The sequence below is a fragment of the Paenarthrobacter sp. NPDC058040 genome (assembly GCF_042885775.1).
In the GTDB taxonomy this organism is placed as follows: domain Bacteria; phylum Actinomycetota; class Actinomycetes; order Actinomycetales; family Micrococcaceae; genus Arthrobacter.
Genome location: NZ_JBHVRN010000009.1, coordinates 89,144 through 105,686 on the forward strand (window position 1 = coordinate 89,144; position 16,543 = coordinate 105,686).

Consider the following 16,543-nt stretch of genomic DNA (forward strand, 5'->3'; position numbering starts at 1 on the left):
TCGCAGGCCGCTCAGGCGTGCGAACCCTCCAGGAGGTGGGCTTCTTCTTCGGGCTTGGGGTCGCGGCCCATGAGCATGCCCACGATCGTCACAATCGCTGCCAGGAGGAGGTAGCCGGCGATGAGGTACCAGCCTCCGCCATTTGCACCGTAAAGAGCGGTGAAGACAATGGGGGCGAAGCCGCCACCGATCACGCCTGCCAGGGTGTAGGCCAAGGAACTGCCTGCGTAGCGGAGACGTGCCGGGAACTGCTCAGTGATAAAGGCAGCCTGAGGACCGTACATAAACGCGTGGAGGGCCAGGCCAAATACTGTGCCGATCGTCAAGACGGCCACGGACCTTCCTTGAATCATCAGGAAGAAGACCGGAATGAAAACAGCGGTGGCCGCAGCAGTCACGCCGTAAACCAGGCGACGGTTGACGCGGTCGGTCAGAGCGCCGGCCAGCGGAATAAGGAACAGCTGGAACGCGGACCCAATGAGAATCGCGGCCAAGACGTTGCCCGTGGACATGCCGAGTTCTTTGGTTGCATATACATAGAGGAAGACAGTGAAGAGCCCGTAAAGGATGTCCGGGCAGACACGGGAGAGCGCAGCGGCTACCAGTGCCCGGGGCTGTTCAGTGAAGACTTCCTTGATGGGCGCCTTGGGACGTTCTCCGTGGGCCCGTATGGCCTTGAACACCGGAGTCTCTTCCAATTTGAGACGAATGACGAGACCGAAGACCACCAGGAGGGCAGAGGACAGGAAGGCAACCCGCCAGCCCCACGAAAGGAGGGCTGCTTCACTCAATGATGCTGCCAGTACGGCCAGAACGCCGTTGGCCATGAGGTTACCGGCGGGCGGGCCGATCTGGGCTGCGGACGACCAGAAGCCGCGCTTGTTGGGATCGCCGAATTCGCTGGACAGCAGCACTGCTCCGCCCCACTCGCCACCTACACCAATGCCCTGGGCCAGACGCAGGAGCACCAAGATTGCCGGTGCTGCGGCGCCGATGACCGAATAGTCGGGCAGAGCACCGATCAGGACGGTAGCAACACCAATCAGGACCAAGGTGAAGACCAGGACGTACTTCCGACCGATCTTGTCGCCGAGGCGGCCAAAGATTACACCACCGATCGGCCTAGCGAAGTACCCAACTGCATAGGTCGAAAAGGAGAGGATGAGCGCCACAAAATCGTCTCCCGCAGGGAAAAAGATCTTGGGGAAAATCGCTGCCGACGCCACGGAGTAGATCGCGAAGTCGTAGTACTCAAGCGAGGTGCCGGTGAGGCTGGCGATGTACGCCTTGAGGGCGCCGGCCGGTGGCTTCCTTGTCACGGCCTTGGCTGCCTTGTTGGTGCTGGTCATGGTTTCCTCCGGAGGGGATGAGGGGTACTGCTTGGCCTGTTGGCTAGAGGAACGAGCCGATGGTGACACCGGCATCGCTGAGGGCGGACTTCACTTCGGTGGCCATGGCGACAGCACCGGGTGAATCTCCGTGCACGCAGATGCTTTCCGCGCGGATTTTCAGGATGGAACCATCGATGGTCCTCACGGACTGTTCGGTGGCCATCCGCAAAACGTGCTCCGCCACTTCGGCGGGGTCATGCAGGACGGCACCCGGCTGCGAACGGGAAACCAGGGTGCCGTCAGGGTTGTAAGCCCGGTCCGCGAAAGCTTCGGAGACGCCCCGAAGCCCTGCTTCATCGGCCAGGCGCAGGACCTCCGAGCCCGGCAAGCCGAGGATCGGAAGGCTGGGGTCAACGGACTTCACGGCTTCCACTACGGCGCGGGCCTGTGCCGTGTGCTTCACGATTGCGTTGTAGAGGCCGCCGTGCGGTTTCACGTACTGGACGCGTGCGCCGGACACCGCGGCCAGGGCCTGCAAAGCGCCAATCTGGTAAACCACATCGTCCGCGAGTTCCTTGGGGTCTATGTCCAGGAAACGGCGCCCGAAGCCTGCCAAATCGCGGTACCCGACGTGGGCGCCGATGACGACGCCGGCCTTCGCCGCCTTTTCGCAGGTGCTGCGGATGACGCTGGGGTCGCCGGCGTGGAATCCGCACGCAACGTTGGCACTGGAGACGGACTGGAACATGGCCTCGTCGTCACCAAGCGTCCAGCGTCCGAAAGACTCTCCAACGTCGCTGTTCAGGTCGATGATTGCCATGCTGTGATCCCTGCCTCGTGATGTGCGTTACATCAAGGATGCTCTAAGTTGTGGAATTGTTCAACAATCCAGCGATTCCAATTTTCGGCAATCGTGTAATTTTGGATTCATGGCCAGTGCAGATCAGCAGACAAGCGAGCAAGCTGGCTTCGACAGTGCCCGCGCACGAGTCCGGATGCGGGTACCTTCAGTCGCGGAGCGCGTGGCCGAAGAATTGCGGTACCAACTGGCAGAGGGGTTCCTGGTCCCGGGCGCCAAGCTCACCGAAGCCACCATCGCCGAGGACCTGGGCGTCTCCCGCAACACCGTTAGGGAAGCTTTCGCGGAGCTCGCAAGCGAACGCCTGCTGGTGCGCCAACCGAACCGCGGCGTCTACGTGGCCACACTGGAAGCCGGGGACATCCACGATGTCTACACGGTCCGCCGCGCCATCGAGGTCAGTTCCATCCGGGCAGGAGGCACGCCGGAACGCATAGCCGCCGTCAGGGCCGCCGTCGAGGAGGGCAAACGGGCCTCAGCCGCCAGCGACAACGAAGGCCTCGGCAGCGCAAACCAGCATTTCCACGGGGCGATTGTGGCCCTCGCAGAAAGCAACCGGCTCAACACGATCATGCGGCAGGTGCTCGCTGAGATGCGCCTCTACTTCCACAAGGCCACAGTCAACGCACACTTCTACGTCGACTGGCTCTCCGAAAACGAGCAGATCTGCTCTGCCCTGGAGAACGGCGAACTGGAGAAGGCCGGGGATCTCCTGCTGGCCTACCTCAACCGTTCAGAGCAACAACAGTCCGCGATCCACGGCGAGTAGCCGTCAGCGCTTCCCTTTCTTGCGCGAACCCCGGCCCCTGCCTTTGTCCGGGTTTGGAGCGTAGCGCTGCGCAACAGCAGGCTTTTTTGCACCCGAAGACCCGCGGCGATCGGGCTTCGGCGCCTTTTTCGGCTTCTCCTGCTGCGCCGACGGTTGCCGCGAACTCTGCGCTGTCCTGCCCCGCACGATCCCAATGAATTCCTGGATCACGGGACTGTCATTGCCTGCGAGCCAGGCGAGACCGATCTGCGTTCCGGGCACACCTGACAGCCGCCGGCTCACGGTCTGCTTGTTGTTCAGGTGCCGGGCTACCGGCATCGGCAGGATCACCAGGCCTGCGCCGGAAGCCACCACCTGAAGGGCCATATCGGGCCCGCCCATTTCGGTGACATCCAGGAAGTTCTCTTCGGACAAATCCTCGAAGGCCACGTCTTCGAAAACGGATATTTCGTGCCCTTTCGGTGCTACCACCGCCTGCTGTTCCTCGTACAACGGGATGACGTGCAGGCCATCAGGGTCCACGGGCAACCGAACAAAACTGAGGTCAGCAGAACCGTCGCGCAGCACGGAAAGCTGCGCGTCGTCGTCGGACATGAACGACTGCAACGGCACATCCGGCATCCGCTCTTCCCACCGCCGGATCCACTTGCCCGGTGTCACTCCCGCCACATAGGCGAAGCGAAGCTCGGTTGTTTCAGGGGTTTCTTCAGCGGCCGGCACACACTCACAGTACCGGGCCGGATACCCTTGAAGCATGACTCCCAAGAACTCCCAGACCATGAAGCCGGCAACAGCTGCCAAGAAACTCGGCATCTACTTGCCGGCTGCACCGCAGGAGTTCCAGGACTCGCCCGTCTCCCGCGACGAATACGCCGAACTCCAGGCGAACCCGCCGGAATGGCTGGCTGAACTCCGCCGTAACGGCCCGCACCCGCGCCCCGTCGTGGCGCAGAAGCTCAACATCTCCATCGGCGGACTCTCCCGCGGCGGAGTCACCGAACCACTCACGACGGCGGAAATCGCCGAACTGCTGCAGGCTCCCCCGCAGTGGCTGGTAGTTGAGCGCGCCACGCACGCTGCTGTCCGGGCCGAGACCCTGCGGGTCAAGGAAGAGGCCCGCAAGAAGGCGGCCACCAAGGAAGCCCGGGAGAACGCCGCGGCAAAGCGTGAAGCCCCCAAGGGGACCAAGCGCAATTCATAGCTCAGGAAGCCGGTGGCCGGGACCTCAATGTCCCGGCCACCGGCCTTTAACTAGTCCTGGTGCAGCATGACGAAGTTGCCGCAACCGTCGTCGAAAACTGCGGTGACACCGGACGGATCCTCTGCAGGTTCACCCTTGAAGGTCACGCCTGCTTCGAGCAACCGCTCATACTCGGCACGGACATCAGGGACGCCGAGAACAACAGCCGGCATCCCGGCGTCGTACACGGCGTTCATGTAATTGGCCCCGATGGGGTTGTCGCTGGGCTCCAGGAGCAGCCCAGGCGAGTTTTCTCCTGCACCCGGGTCCTTGATGATGAAGAGGTTCGCCTCGGGCATGGCCATCAGGGTGTCGAAGCCGAGCGTCTCCGTGTAGAACGCGTGGGCGGCGGCGGGATCCTTGACATGGATGCTGCACATTTTCAGTCTCATGGCCCTAGGCTACGCCGCGGGTCTGACAGTAAGAACGTGCGCCGCGGGCGCCAAGGGGCATACTCTTGAAGTGTGGGTTTTCAGGAGTATGCCCTGAACATCGCACCAAAGAGCGCTCCGCGCTGAACCAGGACCCGATTGCCGTCGGGTCCTTCGTTCTTAACAAAGCGGCAGGCTTTTGCCCGCTGACACGAGTGTACCGATAGTTTGCTACCCGTTCCGTGCGCCGCTTCCAACTGTTGATACAAAAGCACCAGTACCCAAACCGCGCGCCTGAACGCATACTGAAAACACAGCCTTTTGCGTCCGGGAGGTGCTCCGATGCTCATGTGGGGGTTGGCCCTGGTCCTTGCGACGGCGGCCACGACGTTCGTCCTGCACCGCAAGCTCACCCGCGGCAGAGGTCCGGAGCCGGACACGATCTTTTGGGATCTTTTCGCGGGGTTAACCGTCATTGCGCCTGCCATTGTGGTCCCGTCCGTGCAATGGCCCCCTGCGGGACTCGCCATGGTCGCACTGACAGGAACGACGGCGGCAGGAACCTTGGCCGCCGTCCGGAAAGTTGAGCGCATGCACGCTGCCGACCCGTGGCGGCGGGCAGGTTTTGCCGACGACTCCGCCTGGCACAACGAGATCCTCATCGAGTGGCGACGCTACGAATTGGACCCTGCACAGACCATCGACTACCCGGCCATGACGGACGTCAGGACTACGGAAACCGCAGCCCTGACCAGAGCCATTCGCGAGGCCGAACGATGCAAGGTGACGGCCGGCACCGACTACCGCGCCGCCGTCGAGCATCTCGCTGAGGCCCTCGCAACAGCCGAGCGGGCAGCGGGCGTCCCAACACCTGCCCTGCCCGCGCCGAGATGACAGTTAATGCCAATCCCGGCGATCAGCATTGTCATCAAATGCCAACTCGGCGCGAAGGCTAGGACTGGGAGGCACCCGTGCGGGAGAAGTTCCTAAAGAACTCCGGACGCACCCGGTACATCACCAGCATCACCACGACGCCGAGCAGGATCACGCCCATTCCCAGGATGAACACCAAGCCAATACCGCCCACCGAGGAGCCCGAACCGTAGGCCGGGTCCAGGGAATCGACGGCGGTCTTCACGAACATCACCAGCAGGATCACGCCGCCCAGCAAGGGTGCCAGGAACTTGAAGAAGAACGAGCGGACACCGGCAAAAGCGGACGCGCGGAAGTACCAAACACAGGCCAACGCGGTGATGCCGTAGTAGAAGCAGATCATCATGCCCAGGGCCGTGATGGTGTCCCAGAGCGCATTCTCCGAAACGGTCCGGGTGATCACGTAGAAGCCTGCGGCAGCAATCGCGGCCGCGATCGTGGCGGTGCTGGGCGACTTGAACGTGGGGCTGATGCGCCCGAAACGGGGCGAGATGGCGCGGTAGTGTCCCATTGCCAGCAGGGTCCGTGCCGGTGAAACGAACGTGGACTGCAGGGATGCCGCCGAACTGCTCAGGATCGCCAGGGACATCAGAATAGCGAACGGACCCATCACCGGCCCGGCCAGCACGGCGAAGATGCTGGACTGGTTCTCCGGATTTCCGACGCCGAGCCCGGTGTCCCCCACGCCGGCGAAGGACAACGTTGCCAACGCGACGGTCATGTAGATGATCACGATCACCAGCACGGTCACGGTTGCGGCGCGGCCGGGTGTCTTTTCGGGGTTGCGAGTCTCCTCGTTCATGGTCAGGGTGACGTCCCAGCCCCAGTAAATGAAGATCGAAAGTGACACGCCCGCGGTGAATGTGGTGAACGAGTCCACGGCGAAGGGGTTGAACCAGTCGGGCGAGATGGCGGTGGCATCGAAGGCCGTGCCGTTGGCAACATGCGCAAACGCGGAAACGGCGAACCAGCCCAGCACCAGCAACTGGAAGGCCACCAAGACATATTGCACGCCCTTGGTGGTCTCCATTCCCCGGTACGAAATCCAGCAGGCCGCAGCAATGAACACGAGAGTGGTGGCGATGTTCAAGGGCAGGATCTTGCTGAGATCGGCAAGAGAGGGGTCGCTGAAGACCTGCCCAAGCATGAGGTAGAAGAAGTCCACAGCCACAGCCGCCAGGTTGGACAGCACGATGATCGTCGCCGCGATGAGCCCCCACCCACCCATCCAACCGATCCACGGACCAAAGGCGCGCGTCGCCCACGTAAAGGACGTTCCGGCGTCGGGCATGGCGTTGTTGAGTTCGCGGTAGCCGAGCGCCACCAGCAGCATCGGAACGAAGCCCACCAGGAAGATCGCGGGAAGGTGGACGCCCACTTCGGACACCGTGGGGCCAAGGGCCGCGGTGAGTGTGTACGCGGGGGCGATGCAGGAAACGCCGATCACGACGGCGCCGATGAGGCCCACCGATCCGGCTTTCAGGCCCTTCTCACTCAGGGCCGAATCTTTCGACTGGACCGTCTTTGGTGCAGTTGACATGGGTATTGCCTCTCAGGCGACGGTGCTAGGAACGCTGTCGCGTGTAGTCGCGGGGAACCACGATCATGGGAACTGGCAGGGCACGCAGGATGCGGTTCGCTGTGGTGCCCAGGAAGGTGGCGCGGTGCTGCGCCAGGCGGCTGGAGCCGATAAGGAGGATTTCGCCGTCTTCCCAGTCGAGCCGGTCCACGGCTTCCTCGAAGGTGCGGCCTTGGGCGACGACGATTTCGGGTTCGGTCCCGGAAGCGTCCTCGGAACCGCAACCGGAGCCGGAACCCCCGACGACGGCGAGACGGTCCGCAGCATGCACCCAGGCGGCGTCGGCGAGCCCGGGCGAGTTGCCGCCGTCGAGCGCCAACAGGGAGACGAGCCGCAGCGGCAGGTGCCTGTCCCGCGCAGACTCAACCGCGACGTCGAGCAGTTGGTCCGCGCCGGGCCGCGTGCCGAAACCGCAACTCAGCCGCGTGATGCCCTCTATCCGATCAAACCCATGGGGCGCCAAGGCCACCGGGACCGGCGATGAGTGGAGCAGCGAACTGGCCACCGAACCGATGGTGAAGCGCCGGAACAGGCCGCTGTTCGTGGCACCGATGACCAGGGCAACGGCGTCGAATTCAACGGCCGCATCGATCAACGCCTGCGCTTCCGAATCTCCGCGGCGGATGTGCGCGCGGGCGGTGACGTCGGCCGGAACCAAAGCGAGGCCTTCGTCCAACCACTGCAGTGCCTGCTCATTGAGGATGGACTCGTAGCCAGGCTCGGGCGGGTACACGGCGTTATACGGAGAATCCTCCGGGACCACCATGACCAGATCCAGGCTCGCCTCCTGGCCGCGGGCCAGCGCAATGGCGAGGTGGACGGCGTCGCGACCCCTGGCGTTGGCGGTGTAGCCGACGACGTAGCGCATGGTTGCCCTTTCGATTCTTAAACAGTGCTGCCGGCAGTCCGGGGACGGCACTTCCCCCGGACTGCCGGTTGCTTGATTCTGCGGCTAGACCGCTACCGAAGCCAGCTTGTTGGCTTCGACAATCCGTGCGGCGGTCGCTTGGCCCATGCGGACGGCGCCGTCGACGTGCTGGTAGCCCTCGGCTGCGAGGTCGGACGAGGACCAGTAGATCGGTCCGACGTTCGCGTGCTGGTCCTTGCCGTAGCGGTGCAGGCCGCCGAGGTCGTAGCTGGAAGCGTAAGCCCCGCGGGTCCACTCTTCGGAGCCCCAGTCGGACTCGTAGTAGACCTCGGGAGTCAGGGCCTTGTCGCCGAGGAAGCCGGCGATGGATTCCAAGATGGCCTGCTTGCGGTCTTCGGCGCTGAGCTCGAACACGGCGTCGGCCTTTTCGTCGGAGACGAAGCCCACCAGCGTCCCGCGGGTGTCGCCGTGGTTGGTGTTGTCGTAGACCTCCTGGACCAGTGCACCTGCGCTGAAGCCCGTGCCGGACAGTCCGTCTTCACGCCAGAACGGCGTCTCGTAGACAGCGTGGACCTTGATAACGAGGCCAAGCGACTGGTGCTGGTGCATCTGGTGCTGGCGGCGCGGCAGCGGTGGGTTGAAGGAGACGCGCGAGTACAGGTTCGGCGGCACGGCCATGATCACGTAACGGGCGTTCACGGTTGCACCGTCAGATACTACAGTGACGTTGTTGTCTTCCCAGTTGATGCTACGCACCGGGCTGTTAAGTACGACGTCGGAACCCAACTCAGCTGCCTGCAGCAGCGAAACCTGCTGCATGCCGCCGATCACGCGCTTGTCCAGGATGAAGTCCTCATCCGTCAGGTGGGTGAAGGAGCCGGCCGAGGCGGCCATGAGGATGGCCTGCAGGGCGGAGAAGGCGTGGGCGGGCTTGGTAAGCATGCCGCCAGCGATGAAGAGGCCGATGTTGTTGCAGGCTTCCTCGTCGTTGGAGTTCTGGCGGAGCCAGTGGTGGAAGGAGATGGTGTCCAGTTCGCGGGCCTTGGGGTGTGCCCAGGGTTCGGTGGGGCCGAATTCGGCAGCGAGCTCATCCAGGATGGCGACGAGCTTGTCCATCTCAGCCTTGGTGGTCTCGTTGACCGGGAACGTCTCACCGGTGTAGCGGGTGGCCTTGCCGTCTGCGCCGATGTAGACGGACTCACCTTCGCGGTAGCGCGAGTACATTTTCAGGCCGAGTTCGTCCAGGAGCTCCATGAGGGCCGTCTGGTCCGGGGAAACCCACTGGCCACCGATTTCCAGCATGGCGCCGTCGATGGTGTCGGTCCAGGTGCGGCCGCCCACACGGTCGCGTGCTTCGAGCACTGCGACGCTGAGTCCGGCCTTCTTCAGTTCGCGAGCCGCCGTCAACCCTGACGGTCCGGCACCGACGATCACAACGTCGCGATCAAGATTCTGCATGATGTCCTCTCCGTGGCCGTCCGTTGGTGGCTGACCAATAAATGAATGCCATTCATTTATATCCATGGTAGCCCGAGAGTCGGCGGCTGTGAAGACCCGATGGAATAATGCAGGGGACACTGGCAGCAGAAAGGCTCCCGATGCCCGCACCCACACCCGACGCCGCCCCCGCGGCGGTTGGCTCCGTTCCCGGCAAGTCGCGCCGTCGTGCCGGTCGCCCGGTTGCGCGGATCTTGGACCAGGGCGGAATTACGACGGCGGCACTCGAGTTGATCAGCAGCAAGGGTTACGACGGACTCACCATGGCGGCGCTTGCCCGCTCACTCGGCGTGGCACCGTCTGCGCTGTACAACCACGTCTCGTCCAAGGACGACGTGCTGGTGCTGCTGGAGGACCACCTCGCGGCCATGGTGGACGTGTCCGCCTTCGGCGTGGAGCCGTGGGAAGCCGCCGTGCGGCGTTGGGCCTGGTCATACAGGGACGTCTTCTCCGAGCACACTCCCCTGATTCCGATCATTGCCGTGCTCCCCGTTGCCAACGCCCCCAAGACCCTGGCCATGTACGAGGCCGTAACTGCCGGGTTCCGCGACGCGGGCTTCCCTGAGGAACGCATCATCTCCGCGATCGTCGCGTTGGAAGCATTCGTGTTCGGCGCCGCTTACGACGTCACCGCCCCGGAGGACATTTTCGACGCCGGCAACCTCGCCGAAGACGTCCCCAACTTCACCTCTGCCGTGGACCGCCTGTCCTTGGCAGGACACGAACGTCCCACGGATGCGGCCTTCAGCCTTGGGCTCGAGGCCCTGATCGCGGGATTCGGGGCGATGCGGGCCTAAGTTGCCTAGGCTGGGTCCATGACTGAACCGCTGGATGAAGGCCCCTTTTATCACGGCACGAAAGCCGAAGTTCGGACGGGTGAGATCCTCTCACCGGGTTATCGCTCGAACTACCGGCCCGACGTCGTCATGAACCACATCTACTTCACGGCGCTTCGCGACGGAGCGGGGCTGGCGGCCGAGCTCGCCGTCGAACTCGCGTCCGGCAACGGGACGCCGCACGTCTACCTCGTGGAGCCAACCGGGCCGTACGAGAACGACCCCAACGTCACGGACAAGAAATTTCCCGGGAACCCCACGCGCTCTTACCGCAGCAGTTCTCCGCTCAAAGTGGTTGAAGAAGTGACCGACTGGACACGGCTGACGCCGGAGGCCCTGCAGACGTGGCGTGAGCGGCTGGGTGCACTCTTGGCGGATGAGCGCGGGGAAATTATCAACTAACCCACCCCCACACTTCCGCTCGGGATGCTTAATGCCAAGTTAGTGCACTATGCTGCACTTTATGGATCAGAGTGCGGAATCGCTGTCGCGTGCCATCGGCATTCGGGTGAACCAGGAACGCAAAGGCCGCGGCTGGACGCTCGACCAACTGGCCGAACTCGCCGGCGTGAGCCGCCGAATGCTGGTGAACGTCGAACAGGGCGGGGTAAACCCGAGCATCGGAACCTTGCTCCGGCTCAGCGATGCCTTGGGCGTGGGGCTTCCGGCCCTGGTTGAACCGCCTGCTTCACGTGCAGCAAAGGTCATCCGCGCAGGCGAGGGTGCCGTGCTGTGGACGGGACCTTCCGGCGGCCGGGGCGTGCTGGTCGCAGGCACTGAGTCTCCTGACGTCGTCGAACTTTGGGACTGGACGCTGGCGCCGGGAGAGCGCCACGAGAGTGAAGCGCACACCGACGGCACGCGCGAACTGTTGCAAGTTCAGGAGGGGTCCATCCGCGTTGAGGTGGAGGCGGACACCTATGAGCTCAACACCGGCGACGCCCTGACGTTCTTCAGCGACGTTGCCCATTCCTACTCGAACCCCGCCCAGGAGGCTGCCCGGTTCACCCTTACGGTCTTCGAACCGGGCGTCGGAGCCGCGCATCGGACGGACGTGCCGAATGCGTAAACGTCTGTCCGGAACACTTGCCGGCATGCCACCATGGTCGATCGCTGTGGCGGCGATGTTGGTTATCCAATTCTCGAATGCCCTGTCTGTTGCGGTCATCGGTCAGGTGGGACCGGCCGGTACCGCTTGGCTGCGTATGTGCTTTGGCGTCGTGTTTCTGTGGATGATCAGCCGCCCGGCCATCCGCTCCATACGCCGCCGTGACGTACCGGCGCTGCTCGCCCTGGGCGTTGTCACGGGTTTCATGACTGCTTTCTTCCTCGCCGCCGTCGAGCGCATCCCGCTGGGCACCGCCGTCGCCATCGAATTCCTCGGCCCCCTCACCGTAGCTGGCCTGATGAGCAAGCGCCGAAAGGCGCTGGTTTGGCCATTGCTCGCCCTCGTCGGGGTGGTGCTGCTGACAGAGCCTTGGCATGGCGCCATCGACCTGGCTGGCGTGGGCTTCGCCCTGGCCGCGGGCACCTGCTGGGGCCTTTACAACGTGCTCACCCAGCATGTGGGCGACCGCTTCGCGGGTATCAGCGGGCTGTCGCTCACCATTCCCGTTGCGGCACTGGCCACCTTGCCCGTTGGCTTGCCGCAGGTCCTGGGCGGATCACTCGAGTGGTGGGTGCTGCCGGTTACGGCGGGAATTGCCTTGGTAACGCCCGTGATCGCGTTCGGACTGGAGATGCTCGCCCTGCGGCGCATGACCCACACCGCCTTTGGCACGCTGCTTTCCATAGAGCCTGCGTTCGGTGTGCTGATCGGTTTGCTGGTGCTGGCCCAAGCGCCCACCCTCATTCAGATTGTGGGGATCGCGTTGGTGGTCGTGGCCGGGACCGCAGCGCAGCAAGGAGGTCGCCGATCCGCGAAGCCGGTAGTTACCACCGACGTTCCCGCTACGCCTTCCTAGTGCCTCTTGCCGCCAACGCCGGGCACTGACGTCACTTGCTTCATCCACTCCACCAACTGGCCTTCGTCGATGTCGTCCAGGGATCCGATCTCCACACCCCGGGTTGCCTTGCCCATCCCGACGGGCGTCACCGGAGGGACCGGGTGGAGATTCACGCCATTGATGAACATGAGCTTGACGTGGCCAACGAAGCCACCTGAGCTGAAGCACCAGCCGTCACCCACTCCGTAGTACGCCATGCCCCACTTCACTGAGCGTTCGAGATTGGGGAGGGTCCGGGCCGCGAGGGCATCAATGGCCTCGGCAATTCCGCGCTGCGGTTGGGGAAGGCTGGCGATGTAGGCGAAAACGGGCTTGTCACCGACAGCCGCCTTCGCCGGGCTCGCCTTGCCGTTCATGGACTCTGGGAGGGTGAAGGTTTGGGTTTTCGGGGTTTCGTTGTGAGCCATGGTGAGGATTATCCTCCTGAGCCGGGACGCCGGTCACTAGCCTTTTGCGTCGGGAGACGAGCACGAAGTACGACGGCGGCACCCGGCTTCCAGCCGCCTCGCGTCACCCCATCCACTCTCTTGTAGCACAAGTGGCTAACTTGTATCCTAAGTAAAACAACTTAGGAGACCCATTGAGCACCGTAGACCTCATCCGGCACGTCAAATTGTCCACCGCCCGATTGCCCCTCACCGTACCCATCAGCGACGCCAAGGTCTTCACCGGCCGCCAGAAACCGATGACCGAGGTGGTGTTCCTGTTCGCGGAGATCACCACGGAACAGGGCCACAGCGGCATCGGGTTCAGCTACTCCAAGCGCGCCGGTGGCCCGGCCCAGTACGCCCACGCCAAGGAAGTCGCAGCAGGCATCATCGGCGAGGACCCCAACGACATCGGCAAGATCTACACCAAGCTCCTGTGGGCGGGTGCCTCGGTTGGACGATCGGGTGTTGCAACGCAGGCGTTGGCAGCCATCGACATCGCGCTCTATGACCTCAAGGCCAAGCGCGCCGGACTCCCCGTGGCCAAACTCCTGGGCTCCTACCGTGACTCCGTCCAGACGTACAACACCTCCGGCGGCTTCCTCAACGCCACCCTGGACGAAGTCAAAGCGCGGGCAACGCAATCCATTGAGGAAGGCATCGGCGGCATCAAGATCAAGGTTGGCCTGCCCGATTCCAAGGAAGACCTCCGCCGCGTGGCCGGGATCCGCGAGCACATCGGCCCGGACGTGCCCCTCATGGTCGACGCGAACCAGCAGTGGGACCGCGCCACCGCCCTGCGCATGGGCCGCCAGCTCGAGGAATTCAATCTCATCTGGATCGAAGAACCCTTGGACGCTTACGACTTCGAGGGCCACGCGCATCTGGCGCAGGCTTTGGACACCCCGATCGCCACGGGTGAGATGCTCGCGTCGGTCGCCGAACACAAGGGCCTCATCAACGCCCGGGGCTGCGACATCATTCAGCCGGACGCCCCGCGCGTAGGCGGCATCACCCAGTTCCTGCGGCTCGCCGCTTTGGCCGATGAAAGGGGCCTTGGCCTGGCCCCGCACTTCGCCATGGAAATCCACCTCCACCTGGCCGCGGCCTACCCCACCGAGCCGTGGGTGGAGCACTTCGACTGGCTCGATCCCCTCTTCGAGGAGCGCCTGGAAACCAAGAACGGTCGCATGATTGTGCCGGACCGGCCGGGCCTGGGTGTGACCCTGAGCGAGCAGGCCCGTGCCTGGACCACGGAGTCCGTGGAGTTCGGAGCGTAGCCCCTCGGTGGCCCCGGATCCCAAGTGACCCGGGGCTACTTCCATGGAAGACGTACAAATTGGTAATCGAACTATTGTTTGCCGCTGTCCCCTTGGGTTACCGTGTGTCCACCGAACGCCCGTTCGTGGAATTATTTCTGGGGGAAATACATGAAACGCTCTCTGTTCGCATTAACCGGGGCCCTGACACTCGCACTGACAGCATCTGTCACTACGGCCCATGCAGCATCCATAACGCCGGACCAGGTCTCCACCGGCTTCTCGGGAACCGCCTATGGTTCCTACATCTTCAACACCGACAAAACACTCACGTCAGGGCCGACGGCAAGTGCCAGCGTCGCCTGCACCAACGCCACGGGCAAGACGTCCACCAACACCGCCAATGGGATCAACGTCCCGGCTGTCGGTACGGTAGGCAACGCGTCCACAAGCGTGAAATCCGTACTCACATCTACCGGAAAACGATTGGAGTCGCGCTCGACCATCAACGGTGCGAACCTCCTCGGCGGCCTGGTCACCGCCGGGGCCATCACCTCGGAAAGCATCGCCGAGAAAAGCACCACCGGAGCCTACTCCGGCACCAACACCACAAACATCGCAAACCTGAAAGTCCTGGGCCTCGCGGTGAATGCCAACCCGGGGCCCAACACGGTGATTGACCTCAAGGCACCGTTGGTAGGTTCCGTGGGCAAGGTGACGCTGAACGGCCAAGTGAAGCGTTTGGTCAACGGCACCTACCAAGTGTGGACAACCGCCCTGCGTGTGGAGATTCTCAAAGCCGGGCTGCCAGGCCTCAACGTGGGCACCGACATCCGGATTGGCGTCACCACCGCCAACCTCACGGCACCCCAATCCGGCTATTTGGCTGGCACGGGATTTGGCACCAGGGCCACGTTGGCTACGGGCATTATCGGGTCCAGCCCGACGGCCCTGGCTTATGTCGGGTGCAGCGGCGGAACCACAACAGTGAACGCGGCCGGGGTCAATATTCCTCTCGTGGCATCTACGGGAGCCATCACAACCACGGCTACCGGCGTCCTCACTCCCAACCCGAAGAGCACGGTGACCAATAACGTCGCCGGACTTAAGATCCTGAACGGTTTGATCCAGGCCGACGCCATCAAGGCGGAAACCAGTGCCAGCAGGCCAGCGGCAGGTGGTGCGGTCACTCTCACCGACACATCCACCTTCACAAACCTCAAGATCACTGGCCTGCCAAACATCAACGCCTCAGTTGCACCGAACACCGTGGTCCAAGTACCGGGGCTCGGAACGGTCACACTGCATAAGGTCAGCAAGTCCTCGACGGCCATCATCGTCGTCATGGTCGATGTCGTCCTGAACCAGGCCCTGGGTACCTTGCCCACGGGGTCGAGAATCCAAATCGGCTATTCAAGCACCAGCATCAATTCGTAACAAGCACCGACAAGTGCCCGCCGGCCCACCAGCCGGCGGGCACTTTTCGTGCGACGCGTAACCTTAAGCGCATGAGCCGCAACCTGACCACGGACCTCGCCGCCGATCTCCGCACCCGCATCGTCGACGGCGCCATCCAGCCAGGTGAGAAGCTCCCCAGCGAAAATACGCTCATCAGCGAATACGGGGTGAGCAGAACCGTTGTGCGCTCCGCCCTCACGCGGTTGCAGGCCGAGGGGCTGGTGGAAACAGAACGGGGCCGCGGCAGCTTCGCGTTGACCCCTCCCACCGATGGTCCGGCCGCTGCTCCGGGATCACGTCCAGTCTCAAGCTTGGAAGACCGCCTGCAAATGCTGGAATTCCGTATCGGTGTGGAAACTGAAGCGGCGGCGTTGGCCGCGCGAAACCACACAGAGCGCCAACTTAAGGCAATCCACGGAGCCCTTGAACAGTTCACGGCAAGCTCCGGCCACCCGGCACACGCAATGAAGGCCGATTTCGATTTCCATCGGGCAATAGCGGCCGCCTCCGGCAACCCGTTTTATACGGACTGCATCTCCGCCCTCGGCCAGACCATGATCACCATGCCGCGCCCGCGCCTCGTCTCCAGCGAAGAGCCGGACTCTCCGGAACGCTTCGCCCAGGTGGTCCACGAGCATGCCTCCATCTACGCCGCCATCGCCGAGGCAGACCCAGCCGCTGCCGCTGCAGCGATGCGCCTTCACCTGAGCAACTCCCGACGCCGGTTCAAGGCTTCCGCACGCGGCTGACGATCCCGCACGCCTCACCCAATTGGGTCGCAGTTAAGCACGTTTAGCGGCCTCAAAACGCGCACTAATGCGACCCAGTTGGGTCCGGAGCGGGCGGGAGCGTCACATGACGTTTTACCCGGTCCCACAAAGAAACATTGCGCAATTCAGCGACGCCATTTAACGAAATAGGAATCGCCGCGTCGCCCTGTTGAGAACTATTGATTGACGTTTCACGAAACTGGCATCCGAATTCCGAGTCCCGCTAATTTTTGAGGACCGCCCTGTCTTTTCACCGACCGGGATGTCCAATCAAAAACCCTTGGGTGCTTCGTTGCAGGGATTCCTGTCTTGTCATGCACCCGGACAGAAAGAACGCCC

18 protein-coding genes are annotated in these 16,543 nt (G+C 63.2%); 10 read left to right on the top strand and 8 right to left on the bottom strand.

The window, feature by feature from the left end; all coding sequences use genetic code 11:
* Window positions 1-11 precede the first annotated feature (11 nt).
* Entirely contained in the window at window positions 12-1,349 is a 1,338-nt protein-coding gene (locus tag ACFVSJ_RS14180; RefSeq protein WP_387437467.1) for an MFS transporter, read from the bottom strand.
* Between the two features lie 43 nt (window positions 1,350-1,392).
* A complete protein-coding gene (locus tag ACFVSJ_RS14185) occupies window positions 1,393-2,151 on the bottom strand; it encodes a LamB/YcsF family protein (protein WP_387437469.1) in 759 nt (252 codons plus the stop codon).
* A gap of 109 nt (window positions 2,152-2,260) precedes the next feature.
* Here ACFVSJ_RS14185 and ACFVSJ_RS14190 point away from each other — a divergent pair, with 109 nt between their 5' ends.
* Window positions 2,261-2,959, top strand: coding sequence for a GntR family transcriptional regulator (locus ACFVSJ_RS14190; RefSeq protein WP_387437470.1), 699 nt, complete (start codon window positions 2,261-2,263; stop codon window positions 2,957-2,959).
* 3 nt (window positions 2,960-2,962) lie between these two features.
* Here the strand turns inward: ACFVSJ_RS14190 and ACFVSJ_RS14195 are convergent, their stop codons facing one another.
* Entirely contained in the window at window positions 2,963-3,679 is a 717-nt protein-coding gene (locus ACFVSJ_RS14195; RefSeq protein ID WP_387437472.1) for a LysR substrate-binding domain-containing protein, read from the bottom strand.
* Between the two features lie 34 nt (window positions 3,680-3,713).
* On the opposite strand from ACFVSJ_RS14195, the gene ACFVSJ_RS14200 reads away from it, so the two are divergent.
* A complete protein-coding gene (locus tag ACFVSJ_RS14200; protein ID WP_387437473.1) occupies window positions 3,714-4,160 on the top strand; it encodes a DUF5997 family protein in 447 nt (148 codons plus the stop codon).
* Window positions 4,161-4,210: 50 nt separating this feature from the next.
* On the opposite strand, the gene ACFVSJ_RS14205 is transcribed toward ACFVSJ_RS14200, so the two are convergent.
* Window positions 4,211-4,591: a VOC family protein gene (locus tag ACFVSJ_RS14205; RefSeq protein ID WP_387437474.1), complete on the bottom strand. Its 381-nt coding sequence runs from the start codon at window positions 4,589-4,591 to the stop codon at window positions 4,211-4,213.
* Window positions 4,592-4,912: 321 nt separating this feature from the next.
* Between ACFVSJ_RS14205 and ACFVSJ_RS14210 the strand changes: the two genes are divergently transcribed.
* Window positions 4,913-5,464 carry a hypothetical protein gene (locus ACFVSJ_RS14210; RefSeq protein ID WP_387437475.1) on the top strand — a complete coding sequence of 184 codons (552 nt, stop codon included), beginning with the start codon at window positions 4,913-4,915 and terminating at the stop codon, window positions 5,462-5,464.
* A 58-nt stretch (window positions 5,465-5,522) separates the two neighbouring features.
* Here the strand turns inward: ACFVSJ_RS14210 and ACFVSJ_RS14215 are convergent, their stop codons facing one another.
* The 3 genes from ACFVSJ_RS14215 to ACFVSJ_RS14225 form a co-directional block, all read right to left on the bottom strand.
* Window positions 5,523-7,043, bottom strand: coding sequence for an APC family permease (locus tag ACFVSJ_RS14215; RefSeq protein WP_387437476.1), 1,521 nt, complete (start codon window positions 7,041-7,043; stop codon window positions 5,523-5,525).
* Window positions 7,044-7,068: 25 nt separating this feature from the next.
* Window positions 7,069-7,950, bottom strand: coding sequence for a universal stress protein (locus ACFVSJ_RS14220; protein ID WP_387437477.1), 882 nt, complete (start codon window positions 7,948-7,950; stop codon window positions 7,069-7,071).
* An 84-nt stretch (window positions 7,951-8,034) separates the two neighbouring features.
* Window positions 8,035-9,408 (bottom strand): flavin monoamine oxidase family protein, encoded by a 1,374-nt coding sequence (locus ACFVSJ_RS14225; RefSeq protein ID WP_387437478.1) that lies wholly within the window; start codon window positions 9,406-9,408, stop codon window positions 8,035-8,037.
* A 107-nt stretch (window positions 9,409-9,515) separates the two neighbouring features.
* Between ACFVSJ_RS14225 and ACFVSJ_RS14230 the strand changes: the two genes are divergently transcribed.
* From ACFVSJ_RS14230 to ACFVSJ_RS14245, 4 genes are all read left to right on the top strand, one after another.
* A complete protein-coding gene (locus ACFVSJ_RS14230) occupies window positions 9,516-10,244 on the top strand; it encodes a TetR/AcrR family transcriptional regulator (RefSeq protein ID WP_387437479.1) in 729 nt (242 codons plus the stop codon).
* Window positions 10,245-10,262: 18 nt separating this feature from the next.
* Window positions 10,263-10,685: an NAD(+)--rifampin ADP-ribosyltransferase gene (arr, locus tag ACFVSJ_RS14235; protein ID WP_387437480.1), complete on the top strand. Its 423-nt coding sequence runs from the start codon at window positions 10,263-10,265 to the stop codon at window positions 10,683-10,685.
* 61 nt (window positions 10,686-10,746) lie between these two features.
* Window positions 10,747-11,352 (top strand): helix-turn-helix domain-containing protein, encoded by a 606-nt coding sequence (locus tag ACFVSJ_RS14240; protein ID WP_387437481.1) that lies wholly within the window; start codon window positions 10,747-10,749, stop codon window positions 11,350-11,352.
* Entirely contained in the window at window positions 11,345-12,247 is a 903-nt protein-coding gene (locus tag ACFVSJ_RS14245; RefSeq protein ID WP_387437482.1) for a DMT family transporter, read from the top strand. Before ACFVSJ_RS14240 ends, ACFVSJ_RS14245 begins: the two co-directional genes overlap by 8 nt.
* On the opposite strand, the gene ACFVSJ_RS14250 is transcribed toward ACFVSJ_RS14245, so the two are convergent.
* Window positions 12,244-12,696: a DUF1801 domain-containing protein gene (locus ACFVSJ_RS14250; protein ID WP_387437484.1), complete on the bottom strand. Its 453-nt coding sequence runs from the start codon at window positions 12,694-12,696 to the stop codon at window positions 12,244-12,246. The two genes, ACFVSJ_RS14245 and ACFVSJ_RS14250, sit on opposite strands and share 4 nt — an antisense overlap.
* A gap of 173 nt (window positions 12,697-12,869) precedes the next feature.
* On the opposite strand from ACFVSJ_RS14250, the gene ACFVSJ_RS14255 reads away from it, so the two are divergent.
* The 3 genes from ACFVSJ_RS14255 (at window position 12,870) to ACFVSJ_RS14265 (ending at window position 16,183) form a co-directional block, all read left to right on the top strand.
* Entirely contained in the window at window positions 12,870-13,997 is a 1,128-nt protein-coding gene (locus ACFVSJ_RS14255; protein WP_387437485.1) for a mandelate racemase/muconate lactonizing enzyme family protein, read from the top strand.
* Between the two features lie 150 nt (window positions 13,998-14,147).
* Window positions 14,148-15,413 carry a choice-of-anchor P family protein gene (locus ACFVSJ_RS14260; RefSeq protein ID WP_387437486.1) on the top strand — a complete coding sequence of 422 codons (1,266 nt, stop codon included), beginning with the start codon at window positions 14,148-14,150 and terminating at the stop codon, window positions 15,411-15,413.
* A gap of 71 nt (window positions 15,414-15,484) precedes the next feature.
* Entirely contained in the window at window positions 15,485-16,183 is a 699-nt protein-coding gene (locus ACFVSJ_RS14265; RefSeq protein WP_387437487.1) for a FadR/GntR family transcriptional regulator, read from the top strand.
* Window positions 16,184-16,543 lie beyond the last annotated feature (360 nt).